The 16,183-nt window shown below is 34.5% G+C and carries 23 protein-coding genes; 21 read left to right on the forward strand and 2 right to left on the reverse strand.

Annotated features, from left to right (window positions below; translation table 11 throughout):
* Positions 1-11: 11 nt before the first annotated feature.
* Together ACLII3_RS09730 and ACLII3_RS09735 are read right to left on the reverse strand one after the other, a co-directional pair.
* Positions 12-3,119, reverse strand: coding sequence for a SusC/RagA family TonB-linked outer membrane protein (locus ACLII3_RS09730; protein WP_412984041.1), 3,108 nt, complete (start codon positions 3,117-3,119; stop codon positions 12-14).
* Positions 3,120-3,240: 121 nt separating this feature from the next.
* Positions 3,241-4,935: a hypothetical protein gene (locus tag ACLII3_RS09735; protein WP_412984042.1), complete on the reverse strand. Its 1,695-nt coding sequence runs from the start codon at positions 4,933-4,935 to the stop codon at positions 3,241-3,243.
* A gap of 173 nt (positions 4,936-5,108) precedes the next feature.
* Here ACLII3_RS09735 and rpsL point away from each other — a divergent pair, with 173 nt between their 5' ends.
* From rpsL to rplR, 21 genes are all read left to right on the forward strand, one after another.
* Positions 5,109-5,483: a 30S ribosomal protein S12 gene (gene rpsL, locus ACLII3_RS09740; RefSeq protein WP_007094992.1), complete on the forward strand. Its 375-nt coding sequence runs from the start codon at positions 5,109-5,111 to the stop codon at positions 5,481-5,483.
* Positions 5,484-5,506: 23 nt separating this feature from the next.
* Positions 5,507-5,983: a 30S ribosomal protein S7 gene (gene rpsG / locus ACLII3_RS09745; protein WP_412984043.1), complete on the forward strand. Its 477-nt coding sequence runs from the start codon at positions 5,507-5,509 to the stop codon at positions 5,981-5,983.
* A 6-nt stretch (positions 5,984-5,989) separates the two neighbouring features.
* On the forward strand, positions 5,990-8,116 hold the full coding sequence (fusA, locus tag ACLII3_RS09750) for an elongation factor G (protein WP_412984044.1): 2,127 nt from the start codon (positions 5,990-5,992) through the stop codon (positions 8,114-8,116).
* A gap of 11 nt (positions 8,117-8,127) precedes the next feature.
* Positions 8,128-8,433 carry a 30S ribosomal protein S10 gene (rpsJ, locus tag ACLII3_RS09755; RefSeq protein WP_007650482.1) on the forward strand — a complete coding sequence of 102 codons (306 nt, stop codon included), beginning with the start codon at positions 8,128-8,130 and terminating at the stop codon, positions 8,431-8,433.
* 124 nt (positions 8,434-8,557) lie between these two features.
* Positions 8,558-9,175, forward strand: coding sequence for a 50S ribosomal protein L3 (gene rplC, locus ACLII3_RS09760; protein WP_412984045.1), 618 nt, complete (start codon positions 8,558-8,560; stop codon positions 9,173-9,175).
* A complete protein-coding gene (gene rplD, locus ACLII3_RS09765) occupies positions 9,175-9,804 on the forward strand; it encodes a 50S ribosomal protein L4 (protein WP_412984046.1) in 630 nt (209 codons plus the stop codon). Before rplC ends, rplD begins: the two co-directional genes overlap by 1 nt.
* A gap of 7 nt (positions 9,805-9,811) precedes the next feature.
* Positions 9,812-10,102 (forward strand): 50S ribosomal protein L23, encoded by a 291-nt coding sequence (gene rplW, locus ACLII3_RS09770; RefSeq protein ID WP_412984047.1) that lies wholly within the window; start codon positions 9,812-9,814, stop codon positions 10,100-10,102.
* Between the two features lie 10 nt (positions 10,103-10,112).
* Entirely contained in the window at positions 10,113-10,937 is an 825-nt protein-coding gene (gene rplB / locus ACLII3_RS09775) for a 50S ribosomal protein L2 (RefSeq protein ID WP_412984048.1), read from the forward strand.
* A gap of 6 nt (positions 10,938-10,943) precedes the next feature.
* Positions 10,944-11,222, forward strand: a complete 279-nt coding sequence (gene rpsS / locus ACLII3_RS09780; RefSeq protein WP_027880209.1) for a 30S ribosomal protein S19 — start codon at positions 10,944-10,946, stop codon at positions 11,220-11,222.
* A 5-nt stretch (positions 11,223-11,227) separates the two neighbouring features.
* Entirely contained in the window at positions 11,228-11,638 is a 411-nt protein-coding gene (gene rplV / locus ACLII3_RS09785) for a 50S ribosomal protein L22 (RefSeq protein WP_412984049.1), read from the forward strand.
* A gap of 3 nt (positions 11,639-11,641) precedes the next feature.
* Entirely contained in the window at positions 11,642-12,352 is a 711-nt protein-coding gene (rpsC, locus tag ACLII3_RS09790; protein ID WP_412984050.1) for a 30S ribosomal protein S3, read from the forward strand.
* A gap of 19 nt (positions 12,353-12,371) precedes the next feature.
* Positions 12,372-12,791 (forward strand): 50S ribosomal protein L16, encoded by a 420-nt coding sequence (rplP, locus tag ACLII3_RS09795; protein ID WP_412984051.1) that lies wholly within the window; start codon positions 12,372-12,374, stop codon positions 12,789-12,791.
* A gap of 12 nt (positions 12,792-12,803) precedes the next feature.
* Positions 12,804-12,995 (forward strand): 50S ribosomal protein L29, encoded by a 192-nt coding sequence (rpmC, locus tag ACLII3_RS09800; RefSeq protein ID WP_412984052.1) that lies wholly within the window; start codon positions 12,804-12,806, stop codon positions 12,993-12,995.
* A 14-nt stretch (positions 12,996-13,009) separates the two neighbouring features.
* Entirely contained in the window at positions 13,010-13,267 is a 258-nt protein-coding gene (gene rpsQ, locus ACLII3_RS09805; protein ID WP_073085362.1) for a 30S ribosomal protein S17, read from the forward strand.
* A 2-nt stretch (positions 13,268-13,269) separates the two neighbouring features.
* On the forward strand, positions 13,270-13,638 hold the full coding sequence (rplN, locus tag ACLII3_RS09810) for a 50S ribosomal protein L14 (protein ID WP_117933755.1): 369 nt from the start codon (positions 13,270-13,272) through the stop codon (positions 13,636-13,638).
* 14 nt (positions 13,639-13,652) lie between these two features.
* On the forward strand, positions 13,653-13,964 hold the full coding sequence (rplX, locus tag ACLII3_RS09815; RefSeq protein ID WP_412984053.1) for a 50S ribosomal protein L24: 312 nt from the start codon (positions 13,653-13,655) through the stop codon (positions 13,962-13,964).
* Between the two features lie 5 nt (positions 13,965-13,969).
* A complete protein-coding gene (rplE, locus tag ACLII3_RS09820) occupies positions 13,970-14,521 on the forward strand; it encodes a 50S ribosomal protein L5 (RefSeq protein WP_412984054.1) in 552 nt (183 codons plus the stop codon).
* 3 nt (positions 14,522-14,524) lie between these two features.
* Positions 14,525-14,794, forward strand: coding sequence for a 30S ribosomal protein S14 (gene rpsN / locus ACLII3_RS09825; RefSeq protein ID WP_412984055.1), 270 nt, complete (start codon positions 14,525-14,527; stop codon positions 14,792-14,794).
* A 61-nt stretch (positions 14,795-14,855) separates the two neighbouring features.
* A complete protein-coding gene (rpsH, locus tag ACLII3_RS09830; protein ID WP_412984056.1) occupies positions 14,856-15,254 on the forward strand; it encodes a 30S ribosomal protein S8 in 399 nt (132 codons plus the stop codon).
* Between the two features lie 17 nt (positions 15,255-15,271).
* The gene (gene rplF, locus ACLII3_RS09835; protein ID WP_412984057.1) at positions 15,272-15,814 is read left to right on the forward strand and encodes a 50S ribosomal protein L6; all 543 of its coding nucleotides are present in this window, start codon (positions 15,272-15,274) and stop codon (positions 15,812-15,814) included.
* A 10-nt stretch (positions 15,815-15,824) separates the two neighbouring features.
* A complete protein-coding gene (gene rplR / locus ACLII3_RS09840; RefSeq protein WP_412984058.1) occupies positions 15,825-16,181 on the forward strand; it encodes a 50S ribosomal protein L18 in 357 nt (118 codons plus the stop codon).
* The last annotated feature ends 2 nt before the right edge of the window (positions 16,182-16,183 follow it).

The following is a 16,183-nucleotide window of genomic DNA, read 5'->3' on the forward strand; positions in this document are numbered from 1 at the left end:
ATTTTTTTTGATTAAAATCCTAATTTGATGTTAAAAGTATAGCTCTTAGTAGATGGTGCTCCATTAATGTCCCAACCTGTTGAGTTTCCAGAGCCATATCCACTAGTTTCAGGATCTTTACCGTTATATTTTGTGTCTAACCATAAATTTGTTCCGGTAACACCTACTTGTAAATTTGTAAACCCTATTTGGTCTAATATTTTTTTAGGGAAATCATATGATAATGAGATATTTCTAAGACGTACCCAAGATGCGTCTTCTACTAAAGCTTCGTCATTAAAAGAAACATAATCATGATAATATCCGTTTGTTAACGGTATTGCTACATCATTTGCTTGTCCAGTGTTAGCGTTTACACCATCAATAATTGTTGTGGCGTTGGCATTAGGATCGTTTAATGAGTAGAATCTGTCTTCAGTTGATTTGGCTAAACCAGAGTATACCCACCAACCTTCAGAGTCATTTATAACATCTCCTCCTTTTTTGATATCAAAAAGGAAGCTTAATCCAATGTTTTTGTATTTTAAGTTAGTGTTAATTCCTAGTTTCCAATCTGGAAAAATGTCTCCAAGTACTATTTTGTCTTCAGTTAGTAGTGGAAGACCATTGTCGCCAACTAGTATATTTCCAGCATCATCTCTTTGGTATCCAACACCTACAATTGTTCCAGCTGATTGACCAACTCTAGCAACTCTTTGAGTTGTTGACCACCATCCGTCTGCAATTACAATTTGATCTGTAAAACCATCTGCTAGAGTTTCAACTTCGTTTGTGTTTTTTGTAAAGTTGAAGTTAACCCCCCATTTAAAGTCATCTGCTACTTTAAATAAGTCGTTAAAAGAAAGTAATACTTCAACACCTTTGTTTCTAATGTCACCAGCATTAATTACTTGTGAGCTAAAACCTGTTGTAACACCGGTTGGTGTTTGAAGTATTTGGTCTGTTGATAGTTTGTTGTAATAGGTGAAATCTAATGATATTTTACTGTCTAACATTTTTAGTTCTGTACCAATTTCCCATTCAGTAGAAATTTCAGGTTTTAAAGCTTCATTTCTTGATAAGTTTGATGTTGTAAATTGTGGTGTTCCTAATACATTGTCACCAGCTTTAACAAAAACATCTTGAATTTGATAAGGGTCGGCACTCTTACCTGTTTGAGCAATTGAACCACGTAGTTTACCATAGTTAATAAACTTAGAGTCAACTAATTTTGAGAAGATGAAACCTAAATTTGCAGAAGGGTAAAAATAGCTATTGTTGTCAGATGGTAAAGTTGAAGACCAGTCATTTCTAGCTGTTAAACCTAAGTATAAATAATCTTTGTAGTCAAAAGTTACATCAGCAAATATACCCATGGTTCTATAGTTTTGAGTGTAAGTGTCAGCCGTAATGTTTACATAATTTTCTAAGTTGTAGAAATCTGGTAGTATTTGTGTTGAACCATTAGTTATTAATCTCTTATATCTAGATTCAAAAATGTTGTTACCTACTAAGTAGGAAACTCCAATATCTTCGTTTATGTCTCCAGCACCAGAAAGAGTAATTAATGAGTTTGTATCGGTAAGATTAATGTTGTTTACATAGGCGTCACCTAAGCGTCCGTCTGATTGAACGGATGATATTGGTCTATAACGTTCTCTGCTGTCTGCGTAAGTATCAACTCCTAATTTGAAACCTAAGTTAAACCACTTTGAGAATTCATAGTTGAAATTCACGTTACCAAATAATCTATTTACCTCACTAAGCTCATTGTCTTCATATACAATCCAATTAGGATCTGGTACAGCTGTAGAGAACCATGTTTTGATTCCATTTGCGTCTTTCCATGGGCGGTTAATATCCCACATGTGGTGCCAGTAACCTAGACCGTCACCCCAACCGTTAATACCAGAAGCAGCTTTGTTAGTTTCGGATCTTATGTAGTTTACATTTGCTCCAAATGTAAACTTATCATTTACTTTGTAGCTACCGTTAATGTTGAATGAGTTTCTTTTTAATTCTGAGTTAGGAACAATACCTTCTTGATCTACTCTTGTGTATGAAGTGTAGAAATTTCCTTTATCATTAGCTCCGCTAAGTGCTAAGTTTGTAGTTAATGTTGTACCGTCATTAAACCAATTTTTGTAATTGTCTTTGTAGAAAGGTATTGCTTGGCCTGAAACATCTTCAGCGATACCATCGGCATCTAAATCTGTATTTGTTCCTGCAGGAAAAGTAGGGTTAGCGGCATAGGCAGGTCCCCAGCTCCAGTGAGTTACATTTGAGTAACCACCATTTCTACCTCTTGCGAAATCATATTGAAATTTAGGGAATCTATTTGGTGATGCGATTGAGTATGATGAGTTTAAGTTGATGTTTAACTTTCCTGAATCTGCTCCTTTTTTAGTTGTGATTAATACAACACCATTTGTTCCGCGTTCTCCATATAGTACTGTTGCTGCACCACCTTTAAGTACTGATATAGATTCTACATTTGTAAAGTCAATATCACCAGCTCTGTTAACACCATAAATAGCGTCACCAGCTGGAGCTGCTACTGAGGAGTTGTCGATTGGAACTCCATCTACAACGAATAAAGCTTGGTTGCTTCCTGATAGAGAGCTAATACCTCTAATGACAATACTTGATGGACTACCAACATCTCCTCCTGAACTTAAGATGTCTACCCCGGAAACGGATCCATTAAGTGCGTCAACAATATTAGTACTACCTGCTCCATTTTCTTGAATGGTTTTAGAGTCTAATTGTTGAGTTGCGTAACCAAGGGCTTGCTTTTCTCTTTTTATACCTAATGCAGTTACAATAACTTCATCAAGTAGAGCAGCGTCTTCTTCCATGGTTACGTTAATCGTGTTGTCGGCTCCTACAGTAATTTCAGTTGTTTTTTGTCCGACATAAGTAAAGGTTAAAATGTCACCAACTTTAGCAGTAATTGAATAATTACCGTCAAAATCTGTTTGGGTTCCATTTGTAGTGCCTTTTACAATGATGTTAACTCCTGGTAAGGGCATTCCAGATTGATCTGAAACTGTACCAGAAATTGTTTTTTCTTGCGCAAAGGTTAATTGCACAAAAAACGCTAGTAATAGCGTCAAAATTCCACTAAACTTTGTTTTCATTTTATTAATTAATTTGAATTAGTCAATATCAAAAGTCAAAATAAAATGTTAATAAAACAACTATTTTTCTTAAAATCTCTTAAATTTTTTAATTATCACTAATATATTGTCATAAAAAATGTTAAAAAAATGCATTTAAGCTTAAGTGGATTTTTGAGTTGTTTAGTTTGAATGTTTGGTTTTTAGATTTGCTATTTGCATAGTTGAATTTAAGTAATCCAGCTTTTGTTATTAATCCAAATCCAAATCCAAATCCAAATAATTTTTCTTTGGTTTCAGTAAGGTTGTCTTCAAAATATGCAAAATCTATAATTGAGTGTATGTAGACTGATTTGTTGAGTAGATATCTGTATTCTGTATTGACTACACTATATAATGACGCAGACAAGCTGTTTTCTTCAAATCCTCTGATGGAGTTGATGCCGCCAAATCGTAATAACTCATTTTCTAGAAAGTTGTCAGATAGTATGCCTTTTGAGTCTATTTTAATATAGATACTGTTTTTTTGATTAAGGTTAAAAATATTGAATGTGTTAAGGGAGAAGGATTCTTGTTTTTCTGAAATGGAATTATATTCTCTTTTTCCTAATTTCAATGAAAGGTTAAATAGTGTTTTTGTTTGAAAAAGTAAATTTTGAGGGTTTAGGTTTTCGTAATTATATGTTATTGAAAAGTTGTTTGAGTTAAAATCTTGTATGTTGTTATTGTTGCTGTTGTCTAAAAGGTTGTTTGATTGACTAGATTCTAGACCTAAGTAAACTCTTTGTTTTGGGTTGATTTGATAAAATAGTTTAGCTGATTGATTAGTGGTTGTGAATGAAGAGTCTTTTTTAAAGATGTTTAGTGAGAATTCAGTTCCAATAGGTGATTTAAATAGATATGGTAGTGATGCATTTACGTTAAATGTTTTTTGATCGTTTTCATCACTTTTGTATATTAAGCTAAATTCTTCACCGTAATTTAAATTATTGATTAGGTTGAGGTTAAGGTAGCCGTCAAATTCAAGTTTGTTAGTTTCTTCGTTAGTCCCAAAGCCTAAAAACCCGTCAAAGGTGTTGCTTTTTGTTTTTTCTAAGTATAAATATAAAGTGGTGGAGTCTTTAGTAAATAAAACTTCGGGAGTCTTAGTTTGAGATGTAAACCTAAGTTGGTTTAGGTTTTGCATTTTTTCTTTAATGTCTTCAAGTTTAAAAGAGGTTTCTTTTTTAATGTTTAAAAAATGGTTGATATAGGATGCAGGGAATTTTTCATATCCTTTTACTATAATATTTTCAATATTACGTTTATTACCTGTAGTTAGCTTTAACTTTGCCTGAAGTGTTGAGTCGGAATTCTTCTTTATGTCAGTTAGATGTATTTTTGAAAAAGGGTAGCCGTTATTTATTAATGAGGAATTAAGTTTGTTTAACTTGTTTTCAATGTTTGATATTGTGGTTTTTATTTGTTCGTTGTTTGAGGGTTCAAAAACTTCTGAGATTAATTCTCTTGAAAAGATGTTGTCATCGTAGTATAAATATATTATGTTGTATTTTTTATTAAGGCTAATTGTGTAGGTGTGATCTTTCTCTTTTGTTTTGGTTGAAACGACTTTGTTTTCTATATATCCTTTTATGCTGAGTTTGTTTTGTACTGTAGTAATTTCTTCTGTTAAAAGTTTTAGGTTTGAGAATTCGGTTTTATAACCTAATGAGTCAATTATTTTTGTTTCCTCAGTAGTTGTTCCATTTATTTTTAGTGAGATGTTTTGAGATAAGGCATTGCTTTGAGGGAAAATAAAGCAGATGAAAATGAAGATGTAGTTGTAGTTGAGTTTCAAGTCAATTTGATTTTGTGTAAAACTAACGGAAAAAACACTCTTATAATATCAACTATAATGTAAATTTGCTAGCGTCTTAAAAATTAATCAAATAGGATTTGAATTATTGATTTTAATTTCTACCTTTGCAGCCCTCTAAGAAGAGGGTTTTTTAAATAATATTATAAAATAATATGCCAACAATTTCACAATTAGTAAGAAAAGGAAGAGCCAAAATAACTAAGAAGAGTAAATCGGCTGCTTTAGATTCTTGTCCTCAAAGACGTGGAGTATGTACGCGTGTTTACACAACAACACCAAAAAAACCAAACTCAGCAATGCGTAAAGTTGCAAGGGTAAGGTTAACAAATGGTAATGAAGTAAATGCTTACATCCCAGGTGAAGGACATAATTTACAAGAGCACTCGATAGTATTAGTTAGAGGTGGAAGGGTAAAAGATTTACCAGGAGTTAGATATCACATTGTACGTGGTGCTTTAGACACAGCAGGTGTAGAAGGACGTACGCAACGTAGATCTAAGTATGGTGCTAAACGCCCAAAGAAGTAATTAAAAACTTTTAAAAAGAAGACATGAGAAAAAGACAGGCGAAAAAGAGACCTATTTTACCAGATCCACGTTTTAACGATCAGTTAGTAACACGTTTCGTTAACATGATGATGTGGGATGGTAAAAAGTCAGTAGCTTTTAAAATTTTCTATGATGCAATTGATATCGTAGAAGCAAAAAAGACAGACGAAGAAAAGACTGCTTTAGAGACTTGGAAGGATGCTTTATCTAACGTTATGCCTCACGTAGAAGTACGTAGTCGTAGAGTTGGTGGTGCTACATTTCAAATTCCTATGCAAATTCGTCCAGACCGTAAAATTTCTACTTCAATGAAGTGGTTAATAGGTTTTGCGCGTAAGAGAAATGAAAAATCTATGGCTCAAAAATTAGCGGCAGAAATTTTAGCTGCAGCTAAAGAAGAAGGAGCAGCTGTTAAGAAAAGAGTTGATACTCATAAAATGGCGGAAGCAAACAAAGCATTCTCACACTTTAGATTTTAATAAGAAATGGCAAGAGATTTAAAATATACAAGAAATATAGGTATTGCTGCTCATATTGATGCAGGAAAAACTACAACAACAGAACGTGTTCTTTATTATACAGGTGTTTCTCATAAAATTGGAGAAGTGCATGATGGTGCTGCTACAATGGACTGGATGGAGCAAGAGCAAGAAAGAGGTATTACAATTACTTCTGCTGCAACAACTTGTACATGGAACTTTCCAAGTGCTGATGGTAAGCCATCTGCAGATGCTAAACCTTACCACTTCAATATTATTGATACTCCTGGTCATGTTGATTTTACTGTAGAGGTAAACAGATCATTACGTGTATTAGATGGTTTAGTGTTCTTGTTTAGTGCTGTTGATGGTGTTGAGCCACAATCAGAAACTAACTGGAGATTAGCTGACAACTATAAAGTACCAAGAATTGGTTTTGTTAATAAAATGGACCGTCAAGGGTCAGATTTCCTTAATGTAAATAACCAAGTAAAAGAAATGTTAGGTTCTAATGCAGTGCCTATCGTTCTTCCAATTGGAGAGGAAATGGATTTTAAAGGGATTGTTGATTTAGTAAAGAATCGTGCTATTGTTTGGCATGATCATACACAAGGAGCAACTTTCGATGTGATCGAAATTCCTGAAGAATTAAAAGAAGATGCTGCAAAGTATAGAGCTTTATTAATTGAAGAAGTAGCTACTTACGATGAGAACTTATTAGAAAAGTTCATGGAAGACGAAAATTCAATTACTGAAGAAGAAGTACATGCTGCTTTAAGAGCTGCGGTTATGGATATGGCTATCATTCCAATGATTTGTGGTTCTGCATTTAAAAATAAAGGAGTTCAGTTTTTATTAGACGCTGTATGTCGTTACTTACCTTCTCCTTTAGATAAAGAAGCTATTGTAGGTACAGATCCTAATACTGGTGAGGATATTGCTCGTAAGCCAGATGTAAAGGAGCCTTTCTCTGCTTTAGCATTTAAGATTGCTACAGATCCTTTCGTAGGTCGTTTAGCATTCTTTAGATCTTACTCTGGTAGATTAGATGCTGGGTCTTACGTTTTAAATAACCGTTCAGGTAAAAAAGAGCGTATCTCTCGTATCTATCAAATGCACGCTAACAAACAAAATGCTATCGATTTTATCGAAGCAGGAGATATTGGTGCTGCAGTAGGATTTAAATCTATTAAAACTGGTGATACATTATCTGATGAAAAAGCACCTATCGTTTTAGAATCTATGGACTTCCCTGACCCAGTAATTGGTATCGCGGTTGAGCCTAAGACTAAAGCAGATGTTGATAAATTAGGTATTGCATTAGCTAAGTTGGCTGAAGAAGATCCAACATTTACAGTAAGAACAGACGAAGCTTCAGGACAGACGATTATTTCTGGAATGGGTGAGCTTCACTTAGATATTATTGTTGATCGTTTAAAGCGTGAGTTTAAAGTAGAGGTTAACGAAGGTCAACCTCAGGTAGAGTACAAAGAAGCAATTACACAACGTGCTGAACACAGAGAAGTTTATAAAAAACAATCTGGTGGACGTGGTAAATTCGCAGATATTGTATTTACAATTGAACCAGCTGAAGAAGGTAAACAAGGATTAGAATTCGTTTCTGAAATTAAAGGTGGTAACGTTCCTAAAGAATTTATCCCTTCAGTAGAAAAAGGATTCAAAATGGCTATGATTAATGGACCATTAGCAGGATACGAAGTAGATGCTATGAAGGTTACATTAACTGATGGGTCTTACCACGATGTGGATTCAGATCAATTATCATTCGAATTGGCTGCTAAGCTTGGGTTTAAAGCTGCTGCAAAAGCTGCAAAAGCTGTAATCATGGAGCCAATCATGAAGTTAGAAGTATTAACTCCTGAAGAAAACATGGGAGATATAGTAGGAGACCTTAACCGTCGTCGTGGTCAAGTTAATGACATGGGAGACAGAGCAGGTTCTAAAGTTGTTAAAGCTAACGTGCCATTATCAGAAATGTTTGGTTATGTAACGTCTTTAAGAACATTATCATCAGGTAGAGCAACTTCTACTATGGAATTTTCACACTATGCTGAAACACCTTCAAATATATCTGAAGAAGTGATTAAAGCAGCTAAAGGAGTTGAAGCTTAAATTTTAAGAAAATGAGTCAAAAAATTAGAATAAAATTAAAATCTTACGATCACAACTTAGTAGATAAATCTGCTGATAAGATTGTAAAAACAGTAAAAAGTACAGGTGCTGTTGTAACTGGACCAATTCCATTACCAACACACAAGAAAATTTTCACTGTATTACGTTCACCACACGTAAATAAGAAGTCAAGAGAACAATTTCAATTAAGCTCTTATAAGCGTTTATTAGATATTTACTCTTCGTCTTCAAAGACAATTGACGCTTTAATGAAACTTGAATTACCAAGTGGAGTAGAAGTAGAAATTAAAGTTTAAGTATAAACTAACATGTCCTGAGCTGCGAGCAAGGGAAAAACGGTAAAAATACAATTCAGGGTTGAAGCGTATTTCGACCCTGAAATTTTTTAAATAAGTAAAACAATAAATTAAATTAATAATTATGTCTGGGTTAATTGGAAAAAAAATCGGAATGACCAGCATCTTTGATGAAAACGGGAAAAATATTCCTTGTACAGTAATCGAAGCTGGACCATGCGTTGTTACCCAAGTCAGAACCGAAGAAGTTGATGGTTACGAAGCTATCCAACTTGGTTTCGATGACAAGACAGAGAAAAATGCTACAAAAGCTGATATTGGTCACGCTAAAAAAGCAGGTACTTCTGTTAAGAGAAAAGTCGCGGAATTTAAAGGATTTGATGAGGAGTACAAATTAGGTGATACTATAACAGTTGAGCATTTCGCTGAAGGCGAATTTGTGGATGTTGCAGGAACGTCTAAAGGTAAAGGATTTCAAGGTGTTGTAAAAAGACACGGTTTTGGTGGTGTAGGTCAAGCTACTCACGGTCAACATAACCGTTTAAGAGCACCAGGATCTATTGGAGCTGCATCATATCCAGCTAGAGTATTCAAAGGAATGCGAATGGCAGGAAGAATGGGTGGAGACACTGTAAAAGTTCAAAATTTAAGAGTTTTAAAAGTAGTGGCTGATAAGAACCTACTTGTTGTTAAAGGAGCTGTTCCTGGACACAAAAACGCTTATGTAATTATTCAAAAGTAATGAAGGTAGCAGTTTTAGATATTAACGGAAAAGACACAGGTAGAAAGGCAGACCTTTCTAAAGATGTGTTTGCTATTGAGCCTAATGAACATGCTGTATACTTAGATGTTAAGCAATATTTAGCTAACCAACGTCAAGGAACGCACAAGGCAAAAGAAAGAGCAGAAATTACTGGAAGTACACGTAAAATTAAAAAGCAAAAAGGTACAGGTACTGCAAGAGCAGGAAGTATCAAGTCTGGTGTATTTAAAGGTGGTGGACGTATGTTTGGTCCAAGACCAAGAAACTACGGTTTCAAATTAAATAAAAACGTGAAACGTTTAGCGCGTAAATCTGCATTAACAATGAAAGCTTCTGAAAATGCAATTACAATTTTAGAAGACTTTAATTTTGATGCTCCAAAGACTAAGAATTTCACTTCTGTACTGAAAGCCTTAGACTTAGAGAACAAAAAATCATTGTTTGTGTTGGGTGCGTCAAATAATAATGTATATTTGTCGTCACGCAATTTAAAAGGCTCTGAAGTTATAACTAGCTCAGAATTAAGTACTTATAAGATTTTAAACGCAAATCAAGTAGTGCTTTTAGAAGGGTCTTTAGAAGGAATTGTAACGAATTTAAGTAAATAAGAAGACCATGAGTATCTTAATTAAACCAATAATCACAGAAAAAGCGACAACTGATAGTGAGTTAAATAACTGCTTCAGTTTCCAAGTGAATACAAAGGCGAACAAGGTAGAAATCAAAAAAGCAGTGGAAGCTGTTTATGGTGTTTCTGTAGAAAAAGTTCGTACTATAAATGTCCGTCCAGATAGGAAAACCAAGTATACAAAAACTGGTATCCAACATGGTAAAACAAATGCTACTAAAAAAGCAATTGTACAACTGGCGGAAGGTGAAACGATTGATTTATATGCTAATATGTAATTAGACAACAATGTCAGTAAGAAAATTAAAACCAATCACACCAGGACAGCGATTTAGAGTAGTAAACGGTTATGACGCTATTACTACTGATAAGCCGGAGAAAAGTTTATTAGCTCCGAAAAAACGTTCAGGTGGTAGAAACAGTCAAGGAAAAATGACCATGCGCTACAAAGGTGGAGGTCATAAGAGAAGGTATCGTATTATCGATTTTAAGCGTAACAAGCATGGAATTCCAGCGCAAGTTGCGTCTATCGAGTATGATCCAAACAGAACAGCGTTTATCGCGTTGTTAAACTATCAAGATGGTGAAAAAAGATACATTATTGCTCAAAATGGACTTCAAGTTGGGCAAACAATTGTATCTGGTGATAACGTAGCTCCAGAAATTGGTAACGCTATGCCTTTAAGTCAAATTCCATTAGGTACTATTATTTCATGTATTGAGTTACGTCCTACACAAGGAGCTGTTATGGCTCGTAGTGCAGGTGCATTTGCTCAATTAATGGCAAGAGATGGTAAGTTTGCAACTGTAAAATTACCTTCAGGAGAAACAAGATTAATTCTTGTTGATTGTCTTGCAACTATTGGAGTAGTATCTAACTCAGATCATCAGTTATTAGTATCTGGTAAAGCAGGTAGAAGCAGATGGTTAGGAAGACGTCCAAGAACAAGACCAGTAGTAATGAATCCAGTTGATCACCCAATGGGAGGTGGTGAAGGTAAGTCTGCTGGTGGACATCCACGTTCTAGAAACGGTATACCTGCTAAAGGATATAGAACACGTTCTAAGACAAAAGCGAGTAATAAATATATTGTAGAACGTAGAAAGAAATAATAAGACATGGCAAGATCATTAAAAAAAGGACCTTACGTTCATTATAAATTAGAGAAAAAAGTTGCTGCAAACGTTGAAGCTAACAAAAAAACAGTAATCAAAACTTGGTCAAGAGCTAGTATGATTACTCCAGATTTCGTTGGACAAACAATCGCAGTACATAATGGTAGACAATTTGTACCTGTTTATGTAACAGAGAACATGGTAGGCCATAAATTAGGAGAATTTTCACCAACACGTTCATTCCGTGGACATGCAGGTGCTAAAAATAAAGGTAAAAAATAAGAGCAATGGGAAGTCGTAAAAAAACAATGGCAGAGGCTATTAAAGCAGAGAAAAAGCAAGTTGCTTTCGCTAAGCTTAATAACTGTCCTACGTCACCAAGAAAAATGCGCTTAGTAGCCGATTTAGTAAGAGGTGAAAAGGTAGAAAGAGCACTTAATATCTTAAGATTCAGTCAAAAAGAAGCTTCTCGTCGTTTAGAGAAATTGTTATTATCTGCAGTTGCAAACTGGCAAGCTAAAAACGAAGATGCAAGTATCGAAGATGCTGATTTATTTGTAAAAGAGATTAGAGTTGATGGAGGATCTATGTTAAAAAGATTACGTCCAGCACCTCAAGGTCGTGCACACAGAATTAGAAAAAGATCCAATCACGTTACATTAGTGCTTGGAGCAAACAATAACACACAAAGCAATTAATAAATGGGACAGAAGACAAATCCAATAGGAAATCGCCTTGGGATTATCAGAGGATGGGAATCTAACTGGTATGGAGGAAACGATTATGGAGACAAGCTTGCTGAGGATGATAAAATCAGAAAGTATATCTATGCTCGTTTATCAAAAGCAAGTGTGTCGAGAGTAATCATCGAAAGAACTCTTAAACTTGTAACCGTTACTATCACTACTGCTAGACCTGGTATTATTATCGGTAAAGGTGGGCAAGAGGTAGACAAGTTAAAAGAAGAGCTTAAAAAGATTACAGGTAAAGAAGTTCAATTAAACATCTTTGAAATTAAAAGACCTGAGCTTGATGCATATTTAGTAGCTTCAAGTATTGCACGTCAAATTGAGAATCGTATTTCTTACAAGCGTGCAATCAAAATGGCTATCGCAGCTGCTATGCGTATGAATGCTGAGGGAATTAAAATTCAAATTAGTGGTCGTTTAAATGGTGCTGAAATGGCACGTTCTGAGCACTATAAAGATGGTAGAATTCCTTTATCAACATTCAGAGCTGATATTGACTATGCTTTAGTTGAGTCTCACACTACTTACGGTAGATTAGGGGTTAAAGTATGGATCATGAAAGGTGAAGTATATGGTAAAAGAGAACTTTCTCCGCTTGTTGGTTTATCTAAGAAGCAAGGAAAGGGTGGACGTGGTAATAACAAATCTCGTCGTAGAAAGTAATTTTTTAAATTAAAGAAAAATGTTACAACCAAAAAGAACAAAATTTCGTAAAGTCCAAAAAGGACGTATGAAAGGTAACGCCGGAAGAGGACATCAGCTTTCAAACGGAATGTTTGGTATAAAATCTCTAGATTCTAAGTTTATAACATCTCGTCAAATAGAAGCTGCACGTATCGCTGCTACTCGTTACATGAAAAGAGAAGGGCAATTATGGATTAAAATATTTCCAGACAAGCCTATCACAAAGAAACCTCTTGAAGTACGTATGGGTAAAGGTAAAGGTGCTGTAGAATATTGGGCAGCAGTTGTTAAACCTGGAAGAGTATTATTTGAAATAGGAGGTGTGCCATTAGACGTAGCAAAAGAAGCATTACGTTTAGCAGCACAAAAACTTCCAGTAAAAACTAAGTTTATTATAGCTAGAGATTTCGAAGCTTAATTTATTGATATTATGAAACAATCAGAAATTAAAGAACTGTCTACAGCTGAGTTACAAGAGAAGCTTAGTGAAACAAAGAAGAGTTATTCAGACCTAAAAATGGCACATGCAATTTCTCCTCTTGAGAATCCAATTCAGCTTAGAGCTGTAAGAAGATCAGTAGCTAGAATAGCAACAGAGTTAACTAAAAGAGAAATACAATAGTATTCTGCTGAAAGATGGAAAAAAGAAACTTAAGAAAAGAACGTATAGGAGTAGTTACAAGTAATAAAATGCAGAAGTCAATTGTGGTTTCTGAAGTTAAGAAAGTAAAACACCCTATGTATGGTAAGTTCGTGTTAAAGACGAAAAAATACGTTGCACACGACGAAACAAACGACTGTAACATTGGTGATACTGTAAAGATCATGGAAACAAGACCTTTAAGTAAATCTAAGTGTTGGAGATTAGTAGAAATAATTGAAAGAGCGAAGTAATTATGGTACAACAAGAATCAAGATTAAAAGTAGCTGATAACACTGGAGCAAAGGAAGTTTTAACTATCCGTGTTTTAGGTGGAACAAAAAGAAGATACGCTTCTGTTGGTGACAAAATTGTTGTTACTGTTAAAGATGCAACTCCTAATGGAAACATTAAAAAAGGAGCTGTTTCAACAGCAGTTGTTGTTCGTACTGTAAAAGAAGTAAGAAGACCAGATGGTTCATACATCAGATTTGATGATAACGCATGTGTACTTTTAAATCCTACGGGAGAAATGAGAGGAACACGTGTATTTGGACCTGTGGCTAGAGAACTTCGTGATAAACAATTCATGAAAATTGTATCATTAGCACCAGAGGTGCTTTAATGTAAAATATTACAATGGGAAAGCTTAAAATAAAATCAGGAGATACAGTAAGAGTAATTGCTGGAGACCATAAAGGATCAGAAGGAAAAGTTCTTAAAGTATTAATCGATAAGAATAAAGCGATTGTTGAGGGTGTAAACATGGTGAAAAAACACATGAAGCCAAGTGCACAAAGCCCACAAGGAGGAATCGTAGAAAAAGAAGCATCTATTCAAATTTCAAATTTATCGTTGTTAACTTCAAAAGGAGAAACAACAAGAGTTGGATATAGAATGGAAGGCGATAAGAAAGTAAGATTTGCTAAAAAATCTAATGAAGTAATTTAATAGTTATGGCTTATACTCCAAGATTAAAACAAGAGTACAAAGACAAAGTAATGTCTGCTCTTACAGAAGAATTCGGATATACAAACGTAATGCAAGTGCCTAAACTTACTAAGATAGTAATATCTAGAGGTGTTGGTGCTGCTGTTGCAGATAAGAAATTAATCGATCACGCAATAGAAGAAATTACTAAAATATCAGGACAAAAAGCTGTAGCTACTATCTCTAAAAAGGATGTTGCATCATTTAAATTACGTAAAGGAATGCCAATTGGTGTTAAAGTAACTTTACGTGGAGAACAGATGTATGAATTTTTAGACCGTTTAGTAACTTCTGCTTTACCACGTGTTAGAGATTTCAATGGTATTAAAGCAAATGGTTTTGACGGAAGAGGTAATTACAATTTAGGAATTACTGAACAAATTATCTTCCCAGAGATTGATATCGATAAGGTAAACAAAATCGCTGGTATGGATATTACATTTGTAACTTCTGCAGATACAGATAAAGAAGCAAAATCATTATTAACAGAATTAGGATTACCTTTTAAAAAGAACTAAGTCATGGCTAAAGAATCAATGAAAGCCCGCGAGGTGAAAAGAGCTAAAACAGTAGCTAAATATGCTGAAAAACGTAAAGCTTTAAAAGCAGCTGGCGATTATGAAGCGTTACAAAAGTTACCAAAAAATGCTTCTCCAATTCGCATGCATAACAGATGTAAATTAACAGGAAGACCAAAAGGATATATGCGTCAGTTTGGAATTTCTCGTGTTATGTTCCGTGAAATGGCTAATAAAGGATTAATTCCAGGTGTTAAAAAAGCAAGCTGGTAGAATTTTATAATTGGTTAAAGGTTTAGAATCTCTAAAAACCATAACCGCAAATTAAATAATTATGTATACAGATCCAATAGCGGATTATTTAACAAGAATTAGAAATGCCGTGAGAGCTAACCACAGAGTGGTTGAGATTCCAGCATCTAATTTAAAGAAAGAGATCACTAAAATATTATTCGATCAAGGATATATTTTAAGTTATAAGTTCGATGATTCTTCTGTACAAGGAACAATTAAAATTGCTCTTAAGTACACAAAAGAAACTAAAGAACCAGTGATCAAGAAAATTGAAAGAATAAGTAAACCAGGTTTACGTAAATATGCTAGTTCTAGCGAATTACCACGTATTCTTAACGGTCTTGGTATTGCCATTGTTTCTACTTCTCATGGAGTAATGACAGGTAAGCAAGCTCAAAGAGAAAATGTTGGTGGTGAAGTATTATGTTACGTTTACTAATTTAAAGCCCAAAAGAAATGTCAAGAATAGGAAATAATCCCGTAGCCATTCCAGAAGGCGTAACTGTAGAAGTTAAAGATAACGTTGTAACAGTTAAAGGTAAATTAGGAGAATTAACACAAGACTTTGATGCTGTAGAGATTAAAGTTGAGGAAGGAAATGTTTTAGTAACACGTTCTTCAGATAACAAAGAGCAAAAATCTAAACACGGCCTTTATAGAGCACTTATCAATAACATGATTGAAGGTGTGTCTAAAGGTTGGACTAAAGAATTAGAGCTTGTAGGTGTTGGATATAGAGCAAGTAATCAAGGAAATAAACTTGATTTAGCTCTAGGTTTCTCTCACAATATTGTATTAAACGTTGCTCCAGAAGTAAAGGTTGAAACAATTTCAGAGAAAGGTAAAAACCCAATCGTAAAATTAACTTCTCACGATAAGCAACTTGTTGGACAAGTAGCTGCAAAGATACGTGGTTTCCGTAAGCCAGAGCCTTACAAAGGAAAAGGAGTTAAGTTTGTTGGTGAAGAAATAAGAAGAAAAGCAGGTAAATCAGCTTAATAAGTAAGTTATGGCATTATCAAAGAACGATAGAAGACAAAGAATTAAAAACAGAATTCGTAAGATTGTTTCTGGGACAGCGTCTCAGCCAAGATTAGCTGTTTTTAGAAGTAATAAAGAAATTTATGCTCAATTAGTAGATGACGTAACTGGTAAAACTATTAGTGCTGCATCATCTAGAGATAAAGACATTAGTTCTGCAAAAGGTACAAAATCAGAAATAGCCGCTTTAGTAGGTAAGGCTGTTGCTGAAAAAGCTTTAAAAGCAGGCGTAGAAAAAATCTCTTTCGATAGAGGAGGTTATTTATATCATGGTAGAGTAAAATCATTAGCTGAAGGAGCTAGAGAAGCAGGACTTAAATTCTAAAG

This window comes from Pontimicrobium sp. IMCC45349 (genome assembly GCF_047219225.1).
GTDB lineage: Bacteria > Bacteroidota > Bacteroidia > Flavobacteriales > Flavobacteriaceae > IMCC45349.